Below are 24,792 nucleotides of genomic sequence, written 5' to 3'. Positions count from 1 at the left end.
TCTATGGATCAAACAGTAGATATTCGAGAATTGAACGAACGGATTGAAAATAACAGTTCGTTCGTAAACATGATTACTATGGGAATGAATCAGGTCATCGTCGGCCAAAAGCATTTGATCGAATCGTTGCTGATCGGACTCCTTTCCGATGGACACATCTTGCTGGAAGGTGTTCCGGGACTTGCTAAAACACTGGCAATTAAAACACTTTCTTCACTAATCGACGCCAAATACAGTCGTATTCAGTTTACACCGGATTTGTTGCCGGCCGACGTGATCGGGACGATGATATACAGCCAGAAAAGTGAAGAATTTCTCGTCAAGCAAGGACCTGTATTCGCCAACTTCGTATTGGCAGACGAAATCAACCGTGCTCCCGCCAAGGTGCAGAGTGCGTTGCTCGAAGCCATGCAGGAGCGTCAGGTGACTATCGGCGAATCGACCTATACACTTCCGGAACCGTTTCTCGTAATGGCTACGCAAAATCCGATCGAACAGGAAGGTACGTATCCGCTTCCCGAAGCACAAGTCGATCGTTTCATGCTGAAAGTGGTGATCAACTATCCGAAGAAAGAGGAAGAAAAAATGGTGATCCGTCAGAATATCTCGGGTAAAAAGCCGGATATTAAACCGGTGCTCGATACCCGACAGATTATTGAGGCGCGTAACATCGTGCGTGAGGTGTATCTGGACGAAAAGATTGAACGTTATATTGTCGATATTGTTTTCGCAACCCGCTTCCCTGCCGAATATAATCTGGCTAATCTTAAATCAATGATTGCTTTTGCGGCTTCACCCCGTGCTTCGATCAATCTGGCGCTGGCCGCGCGCGCGTATGCCTTTATCAAACGTCGCGGCTATGTGATTCCCGAAGATGTACGCGCCGTATGTCATGATGTGATGCGTCACCGCATCGGTCTCAGCTATGAGGCGGAGGCTAACAACCTCACATCGGAAGAGATTATCAGTGAAATTCTGAATAAAGTCGAAGTGCCCTGATGGTATTTTACCGGGCTTGATGGATATAAATGGAGACAAGCGAACTTTTAAAGAAAGTCAGGCAGATAGAAATTAAGACACGCGGACTGTCGCGTAACATCTTCGCAGGTCAGTATCATTCGGCATTCAAAGGTCGGGGTATGGCTTTCAGTGAAGTACGCGAATATCAGTTCGGTGATGATATTCGTGACATCGACTGGAACGTCACGGCGCGTTATATTCGTCCGTATGTGAAGGTTTTCGAGGAAGAACGCGAATTGACCGTGATGCTATTGATCGATGTGTCCGGCAGCAAGGACTTCGGAACAGTGAGTCGGATGAAGAAAGAGGTTATCACGGAAATTGCTGCTACACTGGCTTTTTCGGCGATTCAAAACAACGATAAAATCGGAGTTATTTTCTTTTCGGATCAGATCGAAAAGTTTATACCGCCTCAAAAAGGGAAGCGGCATATCCTTTATATTATCCGCGAATTGATCGACTTTCAGCCGGATCATAAACAGACGGATCTCGGTCAAGCGCTCAAATACCTCACGAATGCCATCAAGAAGCGGTGTACTGCTTTCTTGATTTCCGATTTCATCGATAAGGGCAACTATCAGGATGCCTTGACAATTGCCAATCGCAAACATGATGTCGTAGCCATTCAGGTGTACGATCATCGTGAGACGGAACTTCCGAATGTCGGACTCATGAAGATCAAGGATGCGGAAACCGGTAAGGAACGGTGGATAGACAGCTCGTCAAAACAGGTGAGAGCACTGTATAAAACATGGTGGGAAAAGCGACAAAGTGATATGAACAAGGTATTTAACAAATGTCGGGTCGATGCCGTATCGATTCGAACGGAAGATGATTATGTCAAAGCTTTAATCGCTCTCTTTGACAAACGAAACTAATCCAGCATGAAACTGAGAAAAAATAAATTCCGGTTATTATTGTTTGCTTTCACCATAGCATCGAGCATCGGGATACAGGCACAACAGACCTTGATTAGTGTCAAACTTGATACGGCCGATATCCTGATAGGAGAGCAAACAACATTGAACCTGACAATTACAACCGATAAAGACAGGCAAGTCATTTGTCCGATTCCGACAGATGTCTTAATGCCCGGAGTGGAAGTTTTATCCACATCGCCGGCAGATTCGACTGTTTTGGATAATCGATTGGTGATTAAGCAAAATATCCTGATTACATCGTTCGATTCGGCATTATATCTGTTACCGCCGTTGATTGTGATTGATCAGGGGGACACGATTTCATCGAATCAGGTTGCGTTAAAAGTATCGACGATACCGGTCGATACGGATAATCCCGAAGAGTTTTACGACATCAAAAACGTATGGAAGCCTCCGTTTGTCTTAGCCGATTATTATCCGTGGATATTCGGTATTCTGTTCGGACTTTTTGCGATTTGTGTTATCGGTTATTTTGTTCAGCGATACAGAAACAGGAAAACGCTGATCCCGTTAAAAAAAGAAGAACCGAAACTCCCGCCGTACGAACAGGCCATTCGGGAATTGAATGAGATTAAAGGACAGAAATTATGGCAACAAGGACTGAATAAAGAATATCATACTCTCGTGACGGATACCCTGCGTCGTTATATTTCGAGACGTTACCGGGTCAATGCGATGGAAAAAACGTCGGAAGAAATCCTGCATATTATTGAACAGGAGAATGATGCTCATTCTGTTTATGAGACATTGAAACAAATCCTTCATTTGGCTGATTTTGTAAAGTTTGCCAAGTTACATCCGTTGCCGGACGAGAACGACTTAAGTATGATGAATGCATATCTGTTCGTCAATCAGACGAAACCGACCGAAGTACCGAAACCGGAAGAAGAAGAAAAAACATCCGGAGATCGGTCGTCGGACAATGACGGGATAACGTCATCCTTAAAAACGATCGAAGTAACCTCTAACGAAGAAAAGCAATGATATTCGCAAATCCGTCATACATCTATTTATTGCTACTGCTGATACCTCTAATCGGCTGGTATTTTTGGAAGATGCGTAAGAATCAAGCAAGTGTGGAGATGTCTTCTTCACAGGCTTTTGATGCGCCCAAGGCGGTGACAGCCAAAGTATATTTGAGACATGTACCGTTCGTATTACGCATGATAGCCATTGCCCTTGTCATCGTCATCCTGGCGCGTCCGCAGTCGACCAACAGTTGGCAGAATTCGTCGACCGAAGGAATTGATATCATGATGGCCATCGATATTTCGAGCAGTATGCTGGCGCAAGATTTGCGACCGAATCGTCTGGAAGCAGCTAAGAATGTGGCAGCTGCTTTTATCAATGGACGACCGAACGATAACATTGGGCTCGTTGTTTTTTCGGCCGAGAGCTTTACGCAGTGTCCGCTCACTACCGATCATGCTATTTTGTTGAATCTCTTTAAAAATATTCAGAGCGGAATGATCGAGGACGGGACCGCCATTGGCTTGGGCCTGGCTAATGCTGTCAGCCGTATCAAAGATAGTCAGGCCAAATCGAAGGTGATCATTCTGCTAACCGACGGGTCCAATAATCGCGGTGAGATTGCCCCGGTAACGGCTGCCGAGATCGCCAAAACATTTGGCATCCGGGTGTATACCATTGGTGTAGGTACAAAAGGAGAAGCGCCGTACCCGTTCCGCCTGCCGGGAGGAATGATTCAGACACAGATGATCCCGGTGGATATCGATGAACCTACCTTAAAGCAAATTGCAACAACGACCGGCGGACAATATTTCAGAGCTACCGATAATGCCAGTCTGAAGGAGATTTATTCCGAGATCGATCAAATGGAGAAAACCAAAATCAGTGTACGGGAATACAGTAAAAAACAGGAAGAGTATAAAAATATTGCCTTGCTCTTATTGGCTTTGCTGCTCTTGGAACTTCTCCTGAAGCATACATTATTGAAAAAGATACCATAAGGAAGAAAGTTGATTATGTTTCGTTTTGCTCATCCTATTTATCTGTATTTGTTGGCAATACTTCCGGTATTGGCCTTATTCTATCTCTATGTGGTTGTTGCCGGAAAGAAGGCCATCAAGCGCTTCGGCGATCCCATGCTCGTTTCACAACTGACCCCGGAAGTCTCGCGCAAACGGGAGAGACTCAAATTCTGGCTGTTATTCACGTCTATAGCCGTGACGGTTTTTATGATTGCCGGCCCACAGTTCGGCTCTAAGCTGGAAACCGTCAAAAGACAAGGTGTGGAAATCATGATATGTCTGGATGTTTCCAATTCGATGATGGCCGAAGATATTCAACCGAACCGGTTGGAAAAAGCCAAACAAATGCTTTCGAGGATGACTGACAGTTTTACCGACGACAAGGTCGGGCTCATTGTCTTTGCCGGCGATGCATTTACGCAGTTACCGATTACCTCAGACTATATCTCAGCCAAGATGTTTATGTCGTCCATTAACCCTTCGATGATTTCTACGCAAGGGACGGCCATCGGCGCCGCAATAAATCTGGCGATGCGTTCGTTCACACCGAACGAAAATTCCGGGAAAACGATCCTATTGATTACGGATGGTGAAAATCATGAAGATGACCCGGTAAAAGCGGCCGCCGCTGCAGCCGAGAAAGGAGTGAACGTGAATATTGTAGGTATCGGGCTTCCCAAAGGTGCACCGATACCTCTTGACAATGGGAATGATTATATGCGAGACGGCAATGGAAATATTGTCATCACGCAATTGAACGAGCAGATGTGTCAGGAAATTGCTGCGGCCGGCAAAGGAATCTATGTTCGTGCAGACAATACCAACTCGGCTCTCCGCGCGTTACAGTCTGAAATTAATAAGATGGATAAAGCTGAGCTGGAAAGTAAAGTGTATTCGGAATATGATGAACAGTTCCAGACATTGGCATGGATTGTTTTGATCTTGTTGATTCTCGAGTATCTGATTCTGGAACGAAAAAATCGGATATTCCGAAAAATAAAATTATTTTCTTAATAAAACAGAAATGAAAGCAATATATCTGATATTCATAAGTGCGATCACCGCTTTCTGCTGTACGAACGGCATGTTTGCACAGAAGGCGGAGCGATCGCATATCCGAAAAGGGAACAAATTGTATAAAGAAGAGAAATATACCGAATCGGAGATTGCTTACCGACAGAGCATTGAAGTGAATCCGCGCTCTGTTGAAGGCTCATACAATCTGGGGAATGCCTTGTACAAACAGGAAAAATATCCGGAAGCAGCCGAACAATACCAACAGATCGCCGGTCAGCGAGAGCGTCTGCTAACTGAAAATCCGGCCAATGCCCAACGATTAGCGGAAGTTTTTCACAACCTCGGGAATATTCAGATGAAGAACAAGGATTATGCCAAAAGTATCGAGGCTTATAAACAGTCATTGAGGATGAATCCGAAAGACGAAGAGACACGGTATAACTTAGCTTTGGCTCAAAAGCTATTGAATGATCAGCAGCAACAAAATCAAGACCAGCAGAATCAGAATCAGGATCAGCAACAGCAAGAGCAGAAGGAGCAAGAACAAGAGCAGAATCAGGATCAGAATGAGCAGAAAGAAAATAAGACACAAGAACAGAAGCAGGAGAATGAACAAATGAGCAGAGACAATGCACAACAGATTCTCGATGCTTTCCTGCAGGACGAAAAAGATACACAGGAGAAAGTTAAAAAGGCTCAGGCCAAACATCAAGAACGTCGTAAAACAGATAAACAATGGTAAAAATAAGAGCTATGAGAAAATTCATTTTTATCGTTACCGGGCTGTTGTTTTTAGCAGGGACATGCCTGAAAGCAGACGGAGTGACATTCAAAGCCTCTGCTCCCGACGCCGTGGTGATGGGACAACAATTCCAACTGACGTACACCGTCAATGAGGAAGGTGCCGGCGGACTTCGGACACCGGATTTGGCCGATTTCGAAGTATTGATGGGACCTACTTCGTCTGTCAGCAGAAGCATGCAATATATCAATGGGAAATCAAGCAGCTCCTATTCTCAAACATTTACGTATGTGTTAATGCCTAAAAAAGAAGGTACCTTTAACTTGAGTCCGGCAACGATAAAAATCAAGAATTCAAATTATAGTTCCAACTCATTAGTCATTAAAGTATTGCCTCCGGATAAGGCAAATGAAGCGGCATCTTCAGGCTCGGGGGGCGGTCAAGTGTCTTCCGGTTCTTCCAATATCGGAGGTGATGAGTTATTCGTCCGGATGAATGTCTCGAAGCGTAGCGTCTATGAACAGGAAGGATTTTTAGTGACATTCAAACTCTATTCCCTGTATGATGCGGCATTGAACGACGTAAAATTCCCTGAATTTGAAGGGTTTCTTTCCCAGGATATCGAATTGAACCCGCAATGGACACTCGAAAATTATAATGGGCGTAATTACCGGACAGTCGTTATCAAACAGACTGTCCTTTATCCGCAACGTTCGGGTAAAATTACGATTGAAGGAGGGAAATATGACGCCGTCGTACGTATCCGTTCGAAACAACGCGTGCGCAGTATTTTTGATGACTTCTTCGATACTTACCAAGATGTGAAGAGAGTACTTACGACGCCCCCCGTAACGATTGATGTCAAGCCTCTTCCAAGCGGTAAACCGGCTTCTTTCCGGGGAGCGGTAGGTTCATACACGATGAAAGCAAGCATCAATTCCGATCACATTAAAACGAACGAAGCCGTTACGATCAACATCGTGCTTTCAGGAAATGGCAATATCAAATTAGCTAAAAATCCCGAAATCTCTTTCCCGAATGACTTTGAAGTGTATGATCCGAAAGTAGACAATAATATCAAAACTACTTCTTCGGGTACAAGCGGAACAAAATCGATTGAATACATGGCAATCCCACGCTATGCAGGCGATTTTGAGATTCCGGCCGTCCAGTTTTCGTATTTTGATCCCAAAGACGGATCGTATAAGACCCTCTCTTCTCAACCGTTCAAACTGCACGTCGAGAAAGGAATCGGAGGAGAGAATAGCTCAAGCCCTGTCATTTCAAATTTCGGTACGCAAGAGCGCGTCAAATATTTGGGGCAAGACATTCGATATATCAAAGTTTCAAAGCCTCACTTTGTCTCAAATAAAGAATTTTTCTTCGGTTCGTTCATGTACATAATGGCGTATGTACTGATTGCCGTCTTGTTTATCGTTTTCTTTGCCATCTATCGCAAGCAAGTGAAAGAAAATGCAAACATTGCGCTTGTACGTACGAAAAAAGCGAACAAAATAGCGGTTCGAAGATTGAAAAAAGCGGAGAGATTACTGAAAGAGAGAAAAAAGGAAGAATTTTACGATGAAGTTCTTCGCGCCGTGTGGGGATATTTAAGCGACAAGTTGAATATTCCGCAAGCCAATCTGACAAAAGACAATGTAGAGGCAGAATTAATGGTGTTTGGAGGAGATAAAGAGGTAAGCGATCGTTTTATCGATATCCTGAATACGTGTGAGTTTGCTCGTTATGCCCCCAGTCAGGCTCCGGAAGCGATGGAGCAGCTCTTTAAGCAAACGTTCGACGCCATTGGGAAAATGGAAAACATAACTAAAAAGTCATGATGATGAAAGTAATATATAGAATACTGTGTTGGGGATGGATTCACTTAATGTGCGGCATATCGTTGACGGCGCAGGAGTCTGCGTTTAAAGAAGCCGAAGTAGCATATAAACAGGAGAACTACGCCAGAGCCATTGAATTATATGAAGCATTGCTGAAGAACAGCGGCGACTCGTATGAGATTTACTATAATCTGGGAAATGCCTATTACAAAACGAATAAGATTGCACCGGCAATCTTGAATTACGAACGTGCTTTATTGCTGAATCCCGGCGATGGAGATATTCGCTTTAATTTAGCAATGTCCAGACTCCGAACAACAGATAAAATAGAACCGGTCGGGGAGTTCTTTTGGGTCAAGTGGTTCCGGACAGTCCGGAATGTATTGAATGTCGACGTATGGGCGAGTGTGGGAATTGTATGTTTCGTCTTGTTTATCGGTTGTTTGACGTTATTCCTCTTTTCCAAATGGATGCGCTTAAAGAAAATCGGATTTTATACCGGAATTTTTTTATTGGTCCTTGTTGTCTTTGCCAATGTCTTTGCATGGAGTCAGAAGAAAGCGTTAATAACACGCGATGTTGCGATTATTTTTGCACCTACGATTACGATTAAGAGTTCTCCGGATGTCAGCGGCACCGATTTGTTTGTTTTGCATGAAGGAACCAAAGTGCAGATTAAAAGTACACTGGGAGAATGGTATGAGATTCGTTTAGAAGACGGAAAAGAAGGATGGATTCCTCAAAAAGAGCTTGAAAGAATATAAATTCTTATGTTAGAAACGATCTTGGAATATGAACGAACTCTTTTCTTGTGGCTCAATGGGGGGCATACGCTTTATTGGGACCATTTCTTTTGGATATATTCCGGAAAGATGGTATGGATACCATTAGCACTTTTTGTTTTATGGGTGATCTGTTATAAAAGGCCATGGAAGGAATCTCTTCTCATCTTACTCTTTATTGCATTGACCCTTACGCTGTGCGATCAATTTGCATCAAGCGTATGTAAACCGTTATTTACGCGTTTACGCCCTACGCGCCATCCGGATTTTATGCATCACGTCCAAACGGTTATCAGCCCATTGACGGGTAGTCCGTACCTTGGCGGACGCTACGGATTTATTTCCAGCCATGCAGCCAATGCCTTCGGATTTGCTACGTTTACGATACTTCTTTTCCGTTACCGCTGGTACACCTATAACATTATCCTATGGGCCATCCTGATGTCGTATACCCGCATTTATTTAGGTGTTCATTTTATTTCCGACATTATTCCGGGAATCCTGTCCGGATGCTTCTTTGGGTGGTTGAGCTTTGAAATTTACAGGGTTATCCGTTCTCGAACCATCAAAGGAGTAGGGGAGTCCTCTCTTCTTTCCTATAAAGTAACTCATGTCCGCGCTATTCTTTACGCTATGTGGGTTACGATTGCTTTTATTCTGGTATATAGCGGATTAGGAGTTCCTGCATGGAAATAAGCGGATAAACATGTTATAAAACATAACCGTCTTGTTTAAAAAAAATCCGAAAAATTTGGGGTACTCAATTTTAGTGGCTACATTAGTGCGCGAATTATCAAATAATATTATTAACCCATAAAAACAGACATGAACCATGACGAAAACAATCACTTTTAACGAACTTCGAGATATCAAAGATCGTTTGCCTGACGGTACGATTCATCGTATTGCTGCAGAATTGGGCCTATCGGTAGAAACGGTCCGGAATTACTTCGGAGGAGAAAATTACAAGGAGGGTAAAAGTTGCGGAGTACATATCGAATCAGGCCCTAACGGAGGCATTGTGGTTTTAAGCGACACGACCATTCTGGATCGGGCGTTAGACATTTTGGGAGCAAATCCTTTATCGGAAGTGTGATTATGGAAAAGCAATTGGTTACCTTGGCTATTCACACGTATGAAAAGGCTCAGATTCTGAAAACACTGCTTGAGTCGGAAGGAATAGCAACCTATATTCATAATGTGAATCAGATTCAGCCGGTCATCTCAGCCGGTGTGCGTATACGCATCAAAGAAAGCGACTTGCCGCGAGCCTTACGGTTGATTGAAGATACTCAATGGCTGAACGAAGATGAAGCAAAAGAGGTACTCGGGAGGGAAAACCTGAAAAAAGTTTTAATCCCTGTCGATTTCTCGGATTATTCGATTAAGGCTTGTGAAATAGGGATAAATCATGCACATCAGATTGGGGCAGAAGTCATGTTGTTACATGCCTATTTCAGTACGTATATCCCTTCTGCACTACCGTTTGCGACCCGTGAACCGGTGGCGGCCGGAATTCCCAATAATGAAAATATCCACTTGGTTTATAAACAAGTACAAAAGGATATTGAAAATATTTGTACGTTGATAAATCGAAAGATGGAATGTGGAGAATGGCCACGCGTCAAATATAACTATATCTTGAGAGAAGGTTTGCCGGAAGAGGAAATTATGGCTTATGCCAAAGAATATCATCCGACCTTGATCGTCATGGGTACACGCGGGAAAAATCAGAAAAATGCAGACCTGATCGGAAGTGTCACAGGCGAAGTCATTGAACAAACAAAAATGCCGCTTTTGGCGATCCCCGAACATGTTCCTTTCAATAATCTGAGTGTCATCCAACGAATTGCTTTCGCAATTTCTTTTAATCAGCGTGATATATTGGCGTTCGATAAATTTGTCGATTTCTTCAAAGAACATCCGGAAAAAATTCAAATTCAACTATTTAATATTTCGACCAGTCGCAATGAGTGGAATGATATTCGTTTATCGGGACTGAATGAATATTTGAAGAAACAATATCCGGATTTGAAAATAGCACATACCGTATTGAATGACGGAGATTTATTGGACGCTATTGAGACTTTTGTCGAAGAAAAACAGATCGATATGATCGCATTCAGCACATATCGCCGCAGTATGATCACCCGGATATTTAATCCGAGCCTTGCGCGTAAAATGCTTTTCCATAGTAATACACCGCTTTTGGTGATTCCGATTTAACCATAATTACTATTATGTAAAATAGAATGTATCTTTTGATACGAATCATGCATGCAAAAAAAGAGCTGTCCCCGATTTGAGTTCAGCTCTTTTTTATTTTTAAGAATACATTATTTATTCATTTCGGCTTCTATCTCATCGAACTTCTCATTCATATTCAGATTATAATAGATACCTCTCAATCCGATGAGGAATTCTTTTTCGTCGGGTTTAAGTTCACGTGCCTTTTCAAAGAACGGCAACGCTTTTCTGAAGAGTTCTTCAGCCTTTGCTTTCTCTTGTTTGTATTGAGTGGCGTCCGATATCGAATTCGCTTTATCTAAAGTGCTTACTCCTTGGTTGTAATAAATACGTCCCATGCTGAAGTTATTGGCTGCACTGTTGGGATCCAGTTCAACCGCTTTTTTGTATGCTTCTTCGGCCTGAGCATAATCTTTCAAACCGGTTTCGTAGACGCTTCCTTTTGCATAATACAATTGGGCGCTGTTCGCATTTTTCGAAATAGCGGTACTCAATAATTGCAGAGCCTGATCATTTCTTCCGGTATAGATGTACAGATTAATCAGACTATTCAGGAAATAGCTTGAATCGGGAAACAAGGTCATCCCTTCTTCCAATGTTTTTTCGATGTTTACTGTATCTTTTGCCTGCTCGTACTCGTAGCACAACGACTGATATACATCGTATCGTCGGTAATCCGTATCTTTCGCCCGATTCAAATTCTTAATAGCGAGCTCTACATCATCCAGTTGCATCGCGGCAATAGCCGAATAGAACTGTACGATCATATAGTTCGAGTCTCTCTGGGCTACCTTTTCATCTTTCATAAAAGCCAGGTTGGCAATTTCAATGTACTGATCAAAGAAATCGCACGATTTTTTATAATCTTTCTGATCAAAGTAATAAGCCCCACCGTTCAGATAATAAATATGATTGGCATTAAGCGTCCCTTTGATATGTTTGGCATATTTCGGTTTTACCTTTCCTTTTTCATTCGGGAGTTGGTCCAACTCATAGGCTTTTTTAAAGAATGGTAGAATATTTGCCAGAGCTTCATACATCACCGGTTCATTCGGCTGTTGACCTAATATCTGCTTGGTACTCTCCGAACTGAATTGAGCATCTTCGATTTGTCCGGCCACATACCATGTTTTTGCATCATCCTTTGTTTCCGGATTTTCCAAGGCTCCTTTAATTAAGGTACGCGCTTCGTTAAAGTCCGGCTTCGAATCTTTCGCGATACGCTCAGCCTCCGTTACCGCTTTTTTTTGCGCAAATACAGTGATTGCCATCAGGCAGAAACCGATTGTCATTACTACTTGTTTCATGTCATTTAAAATTTTGATGTTAATACTTTATTCTTTTTCCTCTTCAATTATGTTGTTGTTCTCTTCTATGACCTCCGTACTGTTTTCCGGTTTAATTTCGTTCGTACCGTCTTCTGTTTCTCCGTTGCCCATCTTGTTTTCTTCCGATTCCGATACGACTTTGCATACGGATGCGATCTCATCGTTGCGTTTTTCGAGATTAATCAGTCGAACTCCTTGTGTTGCACGGCCGATAATATTCAAATCAGCAACTTTCATACGGATCGTAATACCGGATTTATTGATGATCATCAAGTCGTTTTCTTCCGTTACGTTCTTAATGCCCACCAATTTACCAGTTTTTTCGGTCACATGGATCGTTTTGACTCCTTTCCCTCCCCGGTTGGTAATCCGGTAGTCGTCGATCTTCGAGCGTTTCCCGTAGCCTTGCTCCGAAACAACGAGAATGGTTTCTTTTTCCGTATCTTTGATACAAACCATACCGATTGCTTCGTCGTTTTCGTCATCTAAGGTCATTCCGCGTACGCCGGCAGCCGTACGTCCCATCACGCGCACTTTGCTTTCATGGAAACGGATGGCCCGACCATTCCGATTGGCAATCAACACGTCGTTGTTTCCATTGGTCAGTCGTACCTGGATGACTCCGTCTCCTTCATGCAGCGTGATCGCGTTGACACCATTTTGGCGCGGACGTGAATAAGCTGCCAGGAGCGTCTTTTTTATCACTCCTTTCTTTGTACAGAAAAGCAAATAATGTGAATTTATGAATTCCGTATCGGTTGTTAAGTTCTTGATCCGGATAAATGCGTTTACACTATCGTCCGAATCGATATTTAAGAAGTTCTGGATCGCTCTTCCTTTCGCATTTTTAGCGCCCTCGGGTATCTCAAATACTTTTTTCCAAAAGCACCGTCCTTTAGCCGTAAAAAACAAAATCGTGGCATGCATCGACGCCGGATAAATATATTCGACGAAGTCTTCTTCGCGTGTTTCGGAGCCTTTCGCCCCTACTCCCCCTCGTGCTTGTGCACGGAACTCGCTCAACGGAGTACGTTTAATATATCCCATATGCGAGATGGTAATAATCATCTCATCATCGGCATAAAAATCTTCCGGATTTAATTCTTCGGAGGCATACACAATGTCGGTCTTACGTTCATCTCCGTATTTATCAATGATTTCCTGGAATTCGTCCCGAATGACTCCCATCAACCTATCTTCATTTTCCAGAATTTCTTTTAATCGTGCGATTAATTTCTCTATCTCTTCATATTCGGCACGCAACTTTTCCTGTTCAAGTCCGGTTAATTGGCGTAACCGCATTTCAACGATAGCCCGGGCTTGTATTTCAGTCAATTCGAAACGCACCATCAAATTACTAATCGCTTCCTGAGGACTTCCTGATTTCTTTATGATGGCGATTACTTCGTCGATATTGTCTGAAGCAATAATCAATCCTTCCAGAATATGAGCGCGTTCTTCGGCTTTCTTCAGATCGTATTTCGTGCGACGTATCACAACATCTCGCCGATGATCGACAAAATTTCCGATCAATTCTTTCAGATTCATCAGTTTCGGTCGTCCATTCACCAATGCGATATTGTTGACGCTGAATGACGACTGCAAAGTCGTCATTTTATACAGCTTATTAAGTACGACATTCGCATTCGCCTCGCGTTTTACATCGACCACGATACGCATGCCGCTACGGTCTGATTCGTCATTTACATTTGAGATACCGTCGATACGCTTTTCGTTTACGAGATCGGCAATCGCTTTGATCAGTTCGGCTTTATTTACAAGGTATGGAATCTCGCTGATGATGATTTTGTCATGTGCCTGTGCACTTTCTATTTCCGCTTTTCCACGGAGTACGATACGTCCGCGTCCCGTCTCAAACGCATCTTTGACGCCGGCATACCCGTAGATAGTAGCACCTGTCGGGAAATCAGGCGCTTTTACATAAGCCATCAGTCCGGGCACATCGATTTCTCCGCGAGCATCGATATAAGCTTGACAAGCCTGAAGCACCTCCTTCATATTGTGCGGAGGCATATTGGTTGCCATTCCTACCGCAATACCCGAGGCTCCGTTGATCAAGAGGTTCGGTATACGTGTGGGAAGCACGATGGGTTCCCGTAAGGTGTCATCAAAATTCAGTTGGAAATCAACCGTATCCTTATCAATGTCGCGTAACATCTCTTCGGCCAGTTTGCTCATACGCGCTTCCGTATAACGCATCGCCGCCGGATTGTCTCCGTCTACAGAACCAAAATTCCCCTGTCCGTCTACTAAGGTATAACGCATCGACCAGTTTTGTGCCAAACGAACCAGTGCGAAATAAACCGAGGAGTCCCCATGCGGATGATACTTACCCAATACTTCTCCGACAATTCTCGCCGATTTTTTGTACGGTTTATCGGAGGTATTCCCCAATTCACTCATACCAAATAAGATGCGTCGATGGACGGGTTTGAATCCATCTCTTACATCCGGAAGCGCACGTGAAACAATGACCGACATCGAATAATCAATGTAGGCCGATTTCATCTCATTATTAATGTCAATCTTAATAATTCTATCTTTTTCAGTCATTTATTATGTTGTTAAGAATTCTTCAACTGTATATTTGAAAAAAACACGCTAATTTACGGGTTTTTCAACAATGGACAAATGTTTTGCTGTGAAAAAATGCAAGAATATGTTCAATATTCTTCAGTACCCCTTAAAAGTGGGCACTGCCTTATTGAAGAATGTGATAATCGGATGATATTCTGTATGATATTGTGGCATGCAGACAAAAAGCATTTTTTTTAATAATCTTAATAAGATTCTTTCGTTATTCAATCAATTATCTTTTAAATTTGCATCGCAAATAGTTTAATCATGCAATAGAGATGAAGGTATATATCGTGAAACCCCTTTTGGTTTGGACAGTAACCGTCAGCCTTTTATCGGCATGCGGTTCGGATGCTAAAAAGGTAAAAGAAAATGATATTCGTTTTGATACGATCGCTGTAAAAGAGAGCTATCATATGAAAAAGATAGAGACGAATCCCGGCTGTTCATTGCAAATAAACTTCCTGTTTCCGGCCGAATATCAAAATCCGCATGTTCTGAAAGCCGTACAACAGCAGTTTATTAAAACTTTTTTAGGCGATGATTATATGCAGTTTTCGCCAAGAGAGGCCGTGAGTCAATATGCTGCGAATTATCTGAATGATTTTAAGAAGCGGGAAACAGACTTTGAATCGGATGTTGAAGAGCATGGTTCGGAGCCCAACGATGAATGGTATTCAAGCTATGAGATTCTCGGCGACAGTATTTACTATAATCAAAATGATTTGTTAAGTATGGTGGTGTCGAAGGAATACGATACGGGAGGGGCGCATGACGCACACTATTATACGAACCGTGTTTTTGACCTGAAGACAGGTGAACGAATAACGGAAGCGGAAATTTTCGTCGAAGATTATCAGGATGATCTTGCTAAAATTATTGTAGACGCCATTGCACTCTGCAATAATGTAGATAAAGCATCAGACCTTGAGAATATCGGTTTTTTCAATATCAATGAGATTTATCCGAACAAGAATTTTTATGTGGATGATATAGGTATTACGTACACGTTTAATGAATATGAGATTGCAGCGTATGTAGTAGGTGCCACCTCCGTCCGGATTCCATACGAAAAGATACGCCATTTGCTGCGTAAAGAGAGTCCGATCGCCCGGATCGCTTTTTGAGCCATGGAGGTTATCGATCGTTATTATCCCAATTTGAGCGAGTTGCAACGCGAGCAATACGCGGCATTGCATGATCTTTATGCAGAATGGAATGCGAAGATCAACGTCATATCCCGGAAAGATATGGACAACTTGTATATTCACCATGTGCTGCATTCGCTAAGCATTGAAAAATTAGTTCGTTTCAAGCCCGGAACGACAGTCATGGATGTCGGTACGGGAGGAGGATTTCCGGGCATCCCGCTGGCCATTCTTTTTCCGGATGTCTCGTTTCATTTGATCGACGGTATCGGAAAGAAAATTAAAGTGGTGCAGGCGGTGGCAGAGGCTCTCGGGCTGAAAAATGTCACGACATGTCATGAACGGGTGGAAAGTGAAAAGGAGCATTTTGACTTTATGGTAAGCCGTGCGGTAATGTCCCTGCAGGAATTAGCCAAGCTGGTTCGTAAAAACGTACGAGACAGGCAGCAGAATGCGCTTCCCAACGGTTTGATATGCCTGAAAGGCGGAGAGCTTCAACACGAGACAGCTCCCTTTCGCAAGCAGGCCGTGTGCTTAAACTTGAATACCTATTACAAAGAACCTTTTTTTGAGACAAAAAAAATAGTATATATCCCATTATGATTAAAATCAAGTGTTTTGAATTCAATCTGTTTTCCGAAAACACGTATGTGCTTTACGACGAAACGAAAGAAGCGGTGATTATCGATTGCGGCTGCATGTCGGCCGATGAAGAGAAACGCTTGTCGGAATTTATTGCGGGTCATGAGCTGGCACCGAAGCTTCTGCTTTGTACACACCTGCATCTTGACCATATCTTAGGCAACGCCTTTGTCCATAGAACGTATGGACTTTTGCCCAAAGCACATCGGCTGGAGGTCGAACAGATTCCTCCTCTCGACGTTCAGATGAAACAGATGGGGCTTCATGCTTCCGTCGATGCCGTTCCGGTAACAAGTTTTCTGAACGAAAACGAACCGATCCGCTTCGGTCATTCGGAGCTTGCCGTATTATTCGTTCCGGGACATTCGCCCGGCAGTCTGGTCTTTTACAGCCCTGCGGATGGCTTCGTCCTCTCCGGAGATACGCTGTTTGCAGGAAGTATCGGACGAACAGACTTGTGGGGAGGAAGTTACGGGAGGCTTGTTTCAGCGATCCGAAACAAAATCCTATCCTTGCCTGACGAAACGCTGGTCTGTCCGGGGCATGGCCCGTCTACGACCGTCATCGAAGAGAAATTACATAATCCTTATTTATAAATTGTATAAAGTAACACATGGAGACCAATAAATTTGCAAATCGCCACATAGGCGTTACAACCGATGAAGACAAAGCCGCGATGCTTAAAGCTGTCGGTGTGAAATCGACAGACGAATTGATTGACCGGATCATTCCTTCGAATATTCGTCTGAGAAAACCGCTTCACTTGCCTGCACCGATGACGGAGCGGGAATTTGCGGAACACATTGCCGAGCTTGCCTCTAAGAATAAAATCTTTACATCCTATATCGGCATGGGCTGGTATGATACGGTATGCCCTGCTCCCATTTTGCGGAATGTGTTTGAGAATCCGAACTGGTACACTTCGTACACGCCTTATCAGGCCGAAGTTTCCCAGGGCCGGTTAGAAGCTTTGTTCAACTTTCAGACCGTGATCTGCGAGTTGACCGGAATGCCGCTGACCAACTGTTCCCTGTTAGACGAAGCGACAGCGGCTGCTGAAGCTGCGACGATGCTCTTCCACACGCGTAGCCGTGAGCAAGTAAAAAATGAAGCAAATCAATTGTTTGTCGATGAAAACGTGTATGAGTCGACCCTGGCCGTTATACGGACACGGATGTCTCCGCAAGGCATCGAGGTGGTGACGGGTAATTACCGTGAAGTAGCCTTATCCGGTAAGATGTTCGGGGCGATCCTCCAATATCCTGACGGCAACGGCACTGTCAACGACTATCAGGATTTCGTGGCCGCGGCGCATGCCGAGGGCATACGTGTTGCCGTAGCGGCCGATCTGATGAGCCTCGTTCTGCTGACACCTCCCGGCGAATGGGGAGCAGACATCGTGTTCGGAACATCGCAACGTTTCGGGATTCCGATGTTTTACGGTGGACCTTCGGCGGCGTATTTTGCTACGAAAGACGAGTACAAGCGAATGATTCCGGGACGTATCATCGGGCTTTCGGTCGATGCGTATGGACATCCGGCTTACCGTCTGGCGCTTCAGACACGCGAGCAACATATCAAGCGCGAGAAAGCGACATCAAATATCTGTACCGCGCAGGCACTTCTGGCTACGATGGCAGGTTTTTACGCGGTGTATCACGGTGCCGAAGGGCTAACGGACATCGCTTCGCGGATTCACCGTTACGCCGGTTTCCTGGCCGACGAACTTGAGAGACTCGGCTATAAACAATTGAATGCAAATTTCTTCGATACATTAAAGATCGAACTACCCTCCCATGTGCCGGTAAATACGCTGCGTGAAATCGCATTGGAGTGCAACATCAACCTCCGGTATTTCGAAGAGGGGTATGTAGGAATCAGTATTGATGAAACAACACGCCCCGAACATATCCACATTCTGTTGCAAATCTTTTCCGGAGTTGCGGGACTGCCTAATCCGTCGGCAACGGATATCCCTGCAAAGCTCTATTTCGATCTTACATTCCTGCGTACGTCGTCCTTCCTGCAACAGGATACGTTTAAAAAATACCGTACCGAAACGGAATTGATGCGATATATCAAACGTTTGGAACGCAGAGATATTTCGCTGGCTCATTCGATGATTCCGCTGGGATCGTGCACGATGAAACTGAACGCAGCCTCCGAATTACTTCCGTTGCTCAATCCTGCTTTTCAGAATATCCATCCTTATGCACCGGTCGATCAGGTGAATGGTTATATGGAACTGATTGAAAATCTGTCGTCCTACCTGATTGAGATTACCGGGTTGAAGGGGGTAACCCTGCAACCCAATTCGGGGGCAGCCGGTGAATATACGGGATTGCGGATCATTCGCGCTTATCTTGAAAGTATCGGACAGGGACACCGTCGGGTGGTGCTGCTGCCCGCTTCGGCACACGGCACAAATCCGGCCAGTGCCATTCAGTGCGGGTTTACAACGGTTACCGTACGCTGCGATGAAAAAGGCAACATCGATTTGACCGACTTCCGAACAAAAGCCGAAGAGCAGAAAGACGTTCTTGCCGCAAGCATGATTACTTATCCGTCTACGCACGGTATCTTCGAGGCAGACATCAAAGAGATGTGCGACATCGTTCACGCGTGCGGAGGACAAGTGTATATGGATGGCGCAAATATGAATGCGCAGGTCGGATTGACCGGCCCGGGAGTGATCGGCGCCGACATATGCCATCTGAACTTGCATAAAACATTTGCGTCGCCTCATGGCGGTGGCGGACCCGGTGTGGGTCCGGTATGCGTAGCTGAGCATTTGCTCCCTTTCCTCCCCTCCCACCCCGTGACGTTCGGTAACAGCCGAAACACTGTTGCATCAGCACCTTACGGAAGTGCCGGCATCTTGCCGATCACGTATGCTTATATTCGTCTGATGGGGGCTGACGGACTTACAGAGGCCACGCGAATCGCGATGCTAAATGCCAACTATTTGGCCGAAAGATTGAAAGAAGCTTACGGTATTGTGTACACGGGAGCTGATGGGCGCGTCGGTCATGAGCTGATACTCGAATGTCGTGTGCTTAAAGAACGTACCGGAATCGAAGAGAACGATATTGCCAAACGGTTGATGGATTTCGGATACCATGCCCCTACCCTTTCTTTTCCGGTGCACGGAACTCTGATGGTAGAGCCGACCGAAAGCGAAAGCAAGGAGGAGTTAGACCGTTTTGTCGAAGTAATGGAATGTATTCGCCGAGAAATAGATGAAGTGGAAAACGGTATTGCATCGAAGGACGATAATGTACTCAAAAATGCTCCGCATCCCGAATACGAAGTCACTGCCGACGAATGGCACCATTCTTATTCACGTTCCAAGGCAGCTTTCCCGCTGGAATGGCTGCATGACAACAAGTTCTGGATTAATGTGGCACGTGTTAACAATGCGTATGGCGACCGCAACTTAGTCCCGACCCTTTGCAGTTGTCCATAGTCACAACATGGGATAGTAATCTAAATTTAGAGAGGAGAAGCCAATACGGCATTCCCTCTCTTCGTTAAAAGCCCGTATTTCTCTTTCGCCCTGCTCGCTGCTCCGTCGGCACATCGCCCGAGGCCCATGGACGAACGCCGAAATGAATGGTCCATGGTTATTTTCTAAATACATGATTCGGCGTGTACCACGCATAACAATTAACCATTGACAATTAACAATTAATTTGTCATTCAGAGCGAAGCGAAGAATCTCTTTCCTTTCCTCGCGGGATTCCTCACTATGTTCGGAATGACAAAGGGTGGCGTTCGGATTCCGTGTACCCGGCATAACAATTAACCATTAATTTGTCATTCAGGGCGAAGCGAAGAATCTCCTTCTTTTTCCTCGCGAGATTCCTCACTACGTTCGGAATGACAAAGGGGGGGCGGACACGGAGCCCGCCCCTTTCCTTCGCAGCTTATGGTTATCGAATCACAACCTTTGTTGTCTGCTGTCCTATGCGCACGGCATAGAAACCCGCGGGCAGATGTTCGACGGGAGTCGTACCCGTGGATGCCTTGAACTTCTTCAGCAGGAGGCCGGAGAAATTGAACACTTCGACATCGATCAGTTGCTCGGTCGAGACGTACAGTATGCCGTCGGCCGCCCATACGCGAGAGTTCGAGTCATCGACAATCAGTTCGTTAGCATTGCCTTCGCCGCCTTTCTTGACGGTGATGTAGCAGTTGGCTTTCTGTCCGCCGCTCAGCGTGACGGTGATCACGGCATCTCCTTCGGCTACGGCTTTCACCACACCCTCCTTGTTGACCTCGGCCACGCCCGGGCGGTTCGTGCTCCAGCTCTTGGTCATGGGCGAATCCCACGGTTCGGTCGTGGCCGTAAGTTCGAGCGATTCCCCCAAGCCGAGCCTAAAGGCACTGGGCGTAATCTTGACGGACGTGCCTTTGACACGGACGGTGCAGAAGTCTGTCCATCCGCCATCATCGGCCGTAGCCGTGATCAGGGCGGTGCCGCCGGGCAGGTGAGCCGTCACGACGCCGTCGCTGCTGACGCTGGCCACCGTCGGATCGCTCGACGACCAGGTGAAGCCTTTACTCGCGGCATCGGCCGGCAGAACGCGTGCGGTAAGCGTAGCCGTTCCGCCTTCGTAGAGCGATATATCCGTCTGATCGACTACGATGCCCGTTGCTGCAATGACGAGGATCGGGGTCTTGACTGTGAGCGTGCTTTGGCCGTACTTACCGCTGCCGTCGTTGGCCGTAGCGGTGATGGTCGTTGTGCCGGCCTTCAGGGCATTGATGAATCCGCCGCCTTTGCTTACGGTCGCCACCGTCGGGTCGCTGCTTGTCCAGGTCAAGGCTTTTTCGTCGGCATCCTCGGGCTCCACAATGCCACTGTAGTAGAAGATGTCGCCTTCAACCATCGTATGCACTGCCGGCATGACGGAGACGTCGGTGACGAGTTTCCGGACTTTTTTCGCCTTGACGCGCACTTCGATGGTTTCCGATTTCGTGCCGTCAGCCTTGTCGTTGGCCGTAGCGGTGATTTCGGCTTTACCCGGTGCGAGGGCTGTGACTTCGCCCGTTACGGCATCAACCGAAGCGATGGCCGGCAGGTTGGACGACCAGGTGACGGTCTTATCTTTGGCATCGGCGGGCAAAACGGTGGCTGTGAGCGTGGCTTTGTTTTCCGTTTCGAGGTCGAGCGACGTGGGTGCGATACTTACGGAAGCCGGATGTACCGTTTTGTCGGATGCTTTCGTCTTGGTTTTGAGCTTCCACGTGTAGTCGGCCGAGTTAGCGGCTTCGTCATAGACGGTGACGCAGATGTTGTATTCGGTATCGGGCTGCAGTCCGGTGACGGTGTGCGAAAGCGCGTTCTTGCCGAGAGTATTCCCCGGCCAATACGATGCGTCAGACCGCGAGAAGAAAAATGTGTAACGCAGGTCGTTCGTTGCGGTCACCTTGTCGGCTGCGGCCGGCCACGAGACGTTCAGCGACGTCTCGGTCGCAGTGACGGAGAGCTCCTGACCGTTGGGGAAGTAAGGCGGCTCAGTGTCGGGCACGACTTTCTTCTTGGTCTTGATGATCGTATCGAGGGACTTACTCCAGTTGCCCACCTCATCGATGGCATATACCTGGAATTTATACTTTGTGTCCTGCGCAAGTAGGTCAAAAGTGTGTGAATCGACGTCGATACCAATAGAATAATTGTACTTCCAGTTTTTGTATATTGTATATCGAATCTTGTTTTGCGGCGTTCGGTCGTCCGTAGCTTTCGGCCACGAGATTTTGACGGTCGTTTCGGTCACTTCGTCCACCTTCACTCGAGCACCTTCGGGGAATGTGGGCGGGGTTTTATCAACAAGTTTGTCGGTTCGGGCTTCCGCCTTGTCAGTATAGACCAATGTTATGTCCATACTTTTATGGAAGACCAAGACCCAAAACTCATACTCCGTATCGGCCATAAGCCCGGTCACGGTGTGTTCCGTCTCTCCGTAGAGCAATGTGCTGTGTTTCCATGTCTCCTCACCTTTCAGTCGATAGACTATGGAGTACTTGATCTCCGAATGCGGTCGGGTGCCGTAGGTGGCGGCGTGCCATTGCAGTGAGACGGAATGGTCCGTTTTTCCGGTGACGGTGAGGGTTTTGTCCTTGAGCACCAGCTCTGGAGTAGTCTCTTTAGTTTGGACTGTTTTTTTACCGTAGTAGCTCGCGTTGCCGGCTCCATCGCAGACTTTCACATCTACATCGTACTTGGTCTTCGGTGTGAGGTCTTCGATGGTGTATGACGTCATGTCTTTAGGCATCTTGTCCTCACTGTGGCTATACTTCCATGACTTATCCGATGTTCTTTTCCACCGGACTTGATAGCGCAGATTGCCCGGTAACGTTTTGTTGTCGGAGGCTCTTTTCCAGCTCAGGGCGATGGTCTTGTCGGTGGGAGTGGCGGTCAGATCACCTTTCGCAGTAGGCGGAGTATCGTCTTCGTCACTCATCCACGATTTGGGTGCGATGATCACCTCTTTGGCTAAGTTGCCCACGCCGTCCGTTACGGTCTTCTTGCTGTAGTTGAACTGACCACTGGCGGGCTTATGGATTTTGGAATTGGCGTTTATCCGCAGGTTATCCACATTGGTGAAGGCGCCTATATCACTATGTGTATTAGCGGATGTTATCTTCAGGAAAGCCCCCTCGTGCACCGAGACGGTCGAAGGGGAAGGCTGACGATGGGTGCCGATGCCGGCATTGTTCTTTACGTTGATGCAAAGTTCCTTGCAATGTACGTCCAAATGGGCTCCGGCACGCATTTCCACTGTGGCACAGTAGTAACCGTCTTCACAGTTGACGGTCAGCGTGCCCGGCCCTTTAATGTCGAGTGTGCCCTTTCCCATCCCCTCACCATACGTGATGAGAGCGGTTTTGCAATTGACCGTATTCGTTCCTATCACCTCGATCTTGAGCTGGCTCTTATTTATCTCATCATTGGGCCTGATAGCGATCCCATCGAGGCCGCTCAATTTGCAGGAGAGGGTGAGGTTCTCCATGGTGAGCGTGTGGGTCGAATGATCGTATGACAGCTTACCCGAGGCTTCGAAAAACTTAATGCTATACTTATATGCGTAGTCGTTAACGGCTTTGACGAGATCGTGGCAGTTTTTATCTGTGATATCTACCCCAAACAGCTTGCCGTACTTTTCGGCTCGCAACGTATTCGTTGCACCTATCCACCCTATCAGGGTGAGAAGCGTTAATAATATTAATCGTTTCATATTGTTTTGATTTTAAATGGTTATTAATTCGTTAAAGATGGTCTGTCGCCCGATTATTTGACGAAAATCATCGCTTCGGCTTTGAGGTTTCCGGCGGTGACGGTCAATACGGCCTGACCCGGTCGGAGGGCGTCGATATAGCAGTTGCCATTTTCGGTGCGTAAGATTTTCGTTACCGAAGTGCCTTCGGTGACTTTCCAGCTGAGTGCAGGCAGCGTGGCATTCTCAGGCGTGGTTTTGACGTGGAACTTGCCTCGGTCGCCGGCATAGAGTTCGATGCTTGCGGGCACGATGTCGATGGTCTTGAATTCTCCGGCCTCCGTGACGGTAACGGTGCACGAGGCTGATACTTTGCCGACGGTGAAGTGGAGGGTCGTCGTGCCTGCGGCCACCGCTTCGACGGTAGCGGACAATCCGTTGGGTGTAACGTTGGCCGTACGCTCGTCGTCGATGCTCCACTTCAGCGAGCCCTGATTGTAATTGTCGGGCCGCACGGTAGCGTCGACGGAGGCCTGTTCACCGACTTTGAGGGTCAGTCGTGCGGGACTCAGCGTGGCGCTTTGGGGCCACACCTCGGTCTGCGCCTTGGTGACGGTGATGACGCAGCTGGCGTTAGCATTGCCGATGGTGAAGTGGAGCGTGGTGGTGCCTACGGCGAGGCCTTTGACGGTGGCCATGAGTCCGCTGCCGGTGACGGAGGCGATGTTCTGGTTTTCCACGCTCCATTGCGGCGTGCCTTGATTGTAGTTGGCAGGCAGCACGGCGGCCTCTATAGAGGCCTCTTCACCCTCCCTGAGGGTAATCCGTGCGGGGCTCAGCGTGGCGCTTTGGGGCCACACCTCGGTCTGCGCCTCGGTGACAGTGACGGCGCACTCGGCGGTGACAACATAAGAACCGGATATAAGTCTGAGGATTTGTATCTTTGTTGTTCCGGGGGCTACGGCCGTGACGGTGAACGATGCCGTCCCGACGCCATCGGGCGGATTAACAGTCGCAATACTCCTATTCAGACTCTTGATTCCGTAACCGGTGGTTAGCGTATCAGGCTTTATGGTGAGGGTGGCTGTCTCGCCGACCTTAAGGTTCATCGTTGTGGGAGAGATGCCAATTCCTGCATAAGCTCCTCTTACGAAGGTCATTGCAAAGATCGCAATGAACATTGTTGAATAAAATACTCTTTTTGCCATGATAATTTGAATTAAAATGTGAATATAATATATTTTAATTAATTGTTATTCAGTTTTCAGTCCCCTG

At 46.2% G+C, this 24,792-nt stretch carries 20 protein-coding genes; 15 read left to right on the top strand and 5 right to left on the bottom strand.

Annotated features, from left to right (window positions below; genetic code table 11):
* Positions 1-3 precede the first annotated feature (3 nt).
* The 11 genes from BFO_RS11875 (at position 4) to BFO_RS11825 (ending at position 10,560) form a co-directional block, all read left to right on the top strand.
* Positions 4-999, top strand: a complete 996-nt coding sequence (locus BFO_RS11875; protein ID WP_014225999.1) for an AAA family ATPase — start codon at positions 4-6, stop codon at positions 997-999.
* A gap of 29 nt (positions 1,000-1,028) precedes the next feature.
* The gene (locus tag BFO_RS11870; RefSeq protein ID WP_014225998.1) at positions 1,029-1,898 is read left to right on the top strand and encodes a DUF58 domain-containing protein; all 870 of its coding nucleotides are present in this window, start codon (positions 1,029-1,031) and stop codon (positions 1,896-1,898) included.
* A gap of 6 nt (positions 1,899-1,904) precedes the next feature.
* Complete coding sequence (locus BFO_RS11865) at positions 1,905-2,945, top strand: hypothetical protein (protein WP_014225997.1); 1,041 nt, start codon at positions 1,905-1,907, stop codon at positions 2,943-2,945.
* Entirely contained in the window at positions 2,942-3,931 is a 990-nt protein-coding gene (locus BFO_RS11860; protein ID WP_014225996.1) for a vWA domain-containing protein, read from the top strand. Before BFO_RS11865 ends, BFO_RS11860 begins: the two co-directional genes overlap by 4 nt.
* Positions 3,932-3,946: 15 nt before the next feature.
* The gene (locus BFO_RS11855) at positions 3,947-4,966 is read left to right on the top strand and encodes a vWA domain-containing protein (protein WP_014225995.1); all 1,020 of its coding nucleotides are present in this window, start codon (positions 3,947-3,949) and stop codon (positions 4,964-4,966) included.
* Between the two features lie 10 nt (positions 4,967-4,976).
* The gene (locus BFO_RS11850; RefSeq protein ID WP_014225994.1) at positions 4,977-5,711 is read left to right on the top strand and encodes a tetratricopeptide repeat protein; all 735 of its coding nucleotides are present in this window, start codon (positions 4,977-4,979) and stop codon (positions 5,709-5,711) included.
* A gap of 11 nt (positions 5,712-5,722) precedes the next feature.
* On the top strand, positions 5,723-7,552 hold the full coding sequence (locus BFO_RS11845) for a BatD family protein (RefSeq protein ID WP_041590919.1): 1,830 nt from the start codon (positions 5,723-5,725) through the stop codon (positions 7,550-7,552).
* A complete protein-coding gene (locus BFO_RS11840) occupies positions 7,552-8,316 on the top strand; it encodes a tetratricopeptide repeat protein (protein WP_014225992.1) in 765 nt (254 codons plus the stop codon). Before BFO_RS11845 ends, BFO_RS11840 begins: the two co-directional genes overlap by 1 nt.
* A gap of 6 nt (positions 8,317-8,322) precedes the next feature.
* The gene (locus BFO_RS11835) at positions 8,323-9,030 is read left to right on the top strand and encodes a phosphatase PAP2 family protein (protein WP_014225991.1); all 708 of its coding nucleotides are present in this window, start codon (positions 8,323-8,325) and stop codon (positions 9,028-9,030) included.
* Positions 9,031-9,166: 136 nt separating this feature from the next.
* Positions 9,167-9,430, top strand: coding sequence for a hypothetical protein (locus BFO_RS11830; RefSeq protein WP_014225990.1), 264 nt, complete (start codon positions 9,167-9,169; stop codon positions 9,428-9,430).
* A 2-nt stretch (positions 9,431-9,432) separates the two neighbouring features.
* Entirely contained in the window at positions 9,433-10,560 is a 1,128-nt protein-coding gene (locus BFO_RS11825) for a universal stress protein (RefSeq protein ID WP_014225989.1), read from the top strand.
* A 110-nt stretch (positions 10,561-10,670) separates the two neighbouring features.
* Here BFO_RS11825 and BFO_RS11820 read toward each other — a convergent pair whose 3' ends face one another.
* Both BFO_RS11820 and gyrA read right to left on the bottom strand, forming a co-directional pair.
* On the bottom strand, positions 10,671-11,888 hold the full coding sequence (locus BFO_RS11820; RefSeq protein WP_041590917.1) for a tetratricopeptide repeat protein: 1,218 nt from the start codon (positions 11,886-11,888) through the stop codon (positions 10,671-10,673).
* 27 nt (positions 11,889-11,915) lie between these two features.
* Entirely contained in the window at positions 11,916-14,483 is a 2,568-nt protein-coding gene (gyrA, locus tag BFO_RS11815) for a DNA gyrase subunit A (protein WP_014225987.1), read from the bottom strand.
* 302 nt (positions 14,484-14,785) lie between these two features.
* On the opposite strand from gyrA, the gene BFO_RS11810 reads away from it, so the two are divergent.
* The 4 genes from BFO_RS11810 to gcvP are packed head-to-tail and all read left to right on the top strand — an operon-like array spanning position 14,786 to position 19,763.
* Positions 14,786-15,634, top strand: coding sequence for an RsiV family protein (locus BFO_RS11810; protein WP_014225985.1), 849 nt, complete (start codon positions 14,786-14,788; stop codon positions 15,632-15,634).
* A gap of 3 nt (positions 15,635-15,637) precedes the next feature.
* Positions 15,638-16,258, top strand: a complete 621-nt coding sequence (gene rsmG, locus BFO_RS11805) for a 16S rRNA (guanine(527)-N(7))-methyltransferase RsmG (RefSeq protein ID WP_014225984.1) — start codon at positions 15,638-15,640, stop codon at positions 16,256-16,258.
* A complete protein-coding gene (locus BFO_RS11800) occupies positions 16,255-16,893 on the top strand; it encodes an MBL fold metallo-hydrolase (RefSeq protein WP_014225983.1) in 639 nt (212 codons plus the stop codon). The genes rsmG and BFO_RS11800 overlap by 4 nt, the downstream gene beginning before the upstream one ends.
* Before the next feature lie 17 nt (positions 16,894-16,910).
* The gene (gene gcvP, locus BFO_RS11795; RefSeq protein WP_014225982.1) at positions 16,911-19,763 is read left to right on the top strand and encodes an aminomethyl-transferring glycine dehydrogenase; all 2,853 of its coding nucleotides are present in this window, start codon (positions 16,911-16,913) and stop codon (positions 19,761-19,763) included.
* A gap of 26 nt (positions 19,764-19,789) precedes the next feature.
* Here gcvP and BFO_RS16415 read toward each other — a convergent pair whose 3' ends face one another.
* From BFO_RS16415 to BFO_RS11785, 3 genes are all read right to left on the bottom strand, one after another.
* A complete protein-coding gene (locus tag BFO_RS16415) occupies positions 19,790-19,918 on the bottom strand; it encodes a hypothetical protein (protein WP_014225981.1) in 129 nt (42 codons plus the stop codon).
* A 311-nt stretch (positions 19,919-20,229) separates the two neighbouring features.
* Entirely contained in the window at positions 20,230-23,538 is a 3,309-nt protein-coding gene (locus BFO_RS14210) for an Ig-like domain-containing protein (RefSeq protein WP_014225980.1), read from the bottom strand.
* Positions 23,539-23,591: 53 nt separating this feature from the next.
* Positions 23,592-24,725, bottom strand: a complete 1,134-nt coding sequence (locus BFO_RS11785; RefSeq protein WP_014225979.1) for an Ig-like domain-containing protein — start codon at positions 24,723-24,725, stop codon at positions 23,592-23,594.
* Positions 24,726-24,792 lie beyond the last annotated feature (67 nt).

The organism is Tannerella forsythia 92A2 (assembly GCF_000238215.1).
In the GTDB taxonomy this organism is placed as follows: domain Bacteria; phylum Bacteroidota; class Bacteroidia; order Bacteroidales; family Tannerellaceae; genus Tannerella; species Tannerella forsythia.
This window is presented reverse-complemented; position numbering and strand designations above follow the sequence as displayed.

What these genes read in the sequence shown, in the direction of transcription:
- BFO_RS11875 (WP_014225999.1), top strand. Translation starts at nt 4, where the DNA reads ATGGATCAAACAGTAGATATTCGAGAATTGAACGAACGGATTGAAAAT.
- BFO_RS11870 (WP_014225998.1), top strand. Translation starts at nt 1,029, where the DNA reads ATGGAGACAAGCGAACTTTTAAAGAAAGTCAGGCAGATAGAAATTAAG.
- BFO_RS11865 (WP_014225997.1), top strand. Translation starts at nt 1,905, where the DNA reads ATGAAACTGAGAAAAAATAAATTCCGGTTATTATTGTTTGCTTTCACC.
- BFO_RS11860 (WP_014225996.1), top strand. Translation starts at nt 2,942, where the DNA reads ATGATATTCGCAAATCCGTCATACATCTATTTATTGCTACTGCTGATA.
- BFO_RS11855 (WP_014225995.1), top strand. Translation starts at nt 3,947, where the DNA reads ATGTTTCGTTTTGCTCATCCTATTTATCTGTATTTGTTGGCAATACTT.
- BFO_RS11850 (WP_014225994.1), top strand. Translation starts at nt 4,977, where the DNA reads ATGAAAGCAATATATCTGATATTCATAAGTGCGATCACCGCTTTCTGC.
- BFO_RS11845 (WP_041590919.1), top strand. Translation starts at nt 5,723, where the DNA reads ATGAGAAAATTCATTTTTATCGTTACCGGGCTGTTGTTTTTAGCAGGG.
- BFO_RS11840 (WP_014225992.1), top strand. Translation starts at nt 7,552, where the DNA reads ATGATGAAAGTAATATATAGAATACTGTGTTGGGGATGGATTCACTTA.
- BFO_RS11835 (WP_014225991.1), top strand. Translation starts at nt 8,323, where the DNA reads ATGTTAGAAACGATCTTGGAATATGAACGAACTCTTTTCTTGTGGCTC.
- BFO_RS11830 (WP_014225990.1), top strand. Translation starts at nt 9,167, where the DNA reads ATGACGAAAACAATCACTTTTAACGAACTTCGAGATATCAAAGATCGT.
- BFO_RS11825 (WP_014225989.1), top strand. Translation starts at nt 9,433, where the DNA reads ATGGAAAAGCAATTGGTTACCTTGGCTATTCACACGTATGAAAAGGCT.
- BFO_RS11820 (WP_041590917.1), bottom strand. Translation starts at nt 11,888, where the DNA reads ATGAAACAAGTAGTAATGACAATCGGTTTCTGCCTGATGGCAATCACT.
- gyrA (WP_014225987.1), bottom strand. Translation starts at nt 14,483, where the DNA reads ATGACTGAAAAAGATAGAATTATTAAGATTGACATTAATAATGAGATG.
- BFO_RS11810 (WP_014225985.1), top strand. Translation starts at nt 14,786, where the DNA reads ATGAAGGTATATATCGTGAAACCCCTTTTGGTTTGGACAGTAACCGTC.
- rsmG (WP_014225984.1), top strand. Translation starts at nt 15,638, where the DNA reads ATGGAGGTTATCGATCGTTATTATCCCAATTTGAGCGAGTTGCAACGC.
- BFO_RS11800 (WP_014225983.1), top strand. Translation starts at nt 16,255, where the DNA reads ATGATTAAAATCAAGTGTTTTGAATTCAATCTGTTTTCCGAAAACACG.
- gcvP (WP_014225982.1), top strand. Translation starts at nt 16,911, where the DNA reads ATGGAGACCAATAAATTTGCAAATCGCCACATAGGCGTTACAACCGAT.
- BFO_RS16415 (WP_014225981.1), bottom strand. Translation starts at nt 19,918, where the DNA reads ATGGACCATTCATTTCGGCGTTCGTCCATGGGCCTCGGGCGATGTGCC.
- BFO_RS14210 (WP_014225980.1), bottom strand. Translation starts at nt 23,538, where the DNA reads ATGAAACGATTAATATTATTAACGCTTCTCACCCTGATAGGGTGGATA.
- BFO_RS11785 (WP_014225979.1), bottom strand. Translation starts at nt 24,725, where the DNA reads ATGGCAAAAAGAGTATTTTATTCAACAATGTTCATTGCGATCTTTGCA.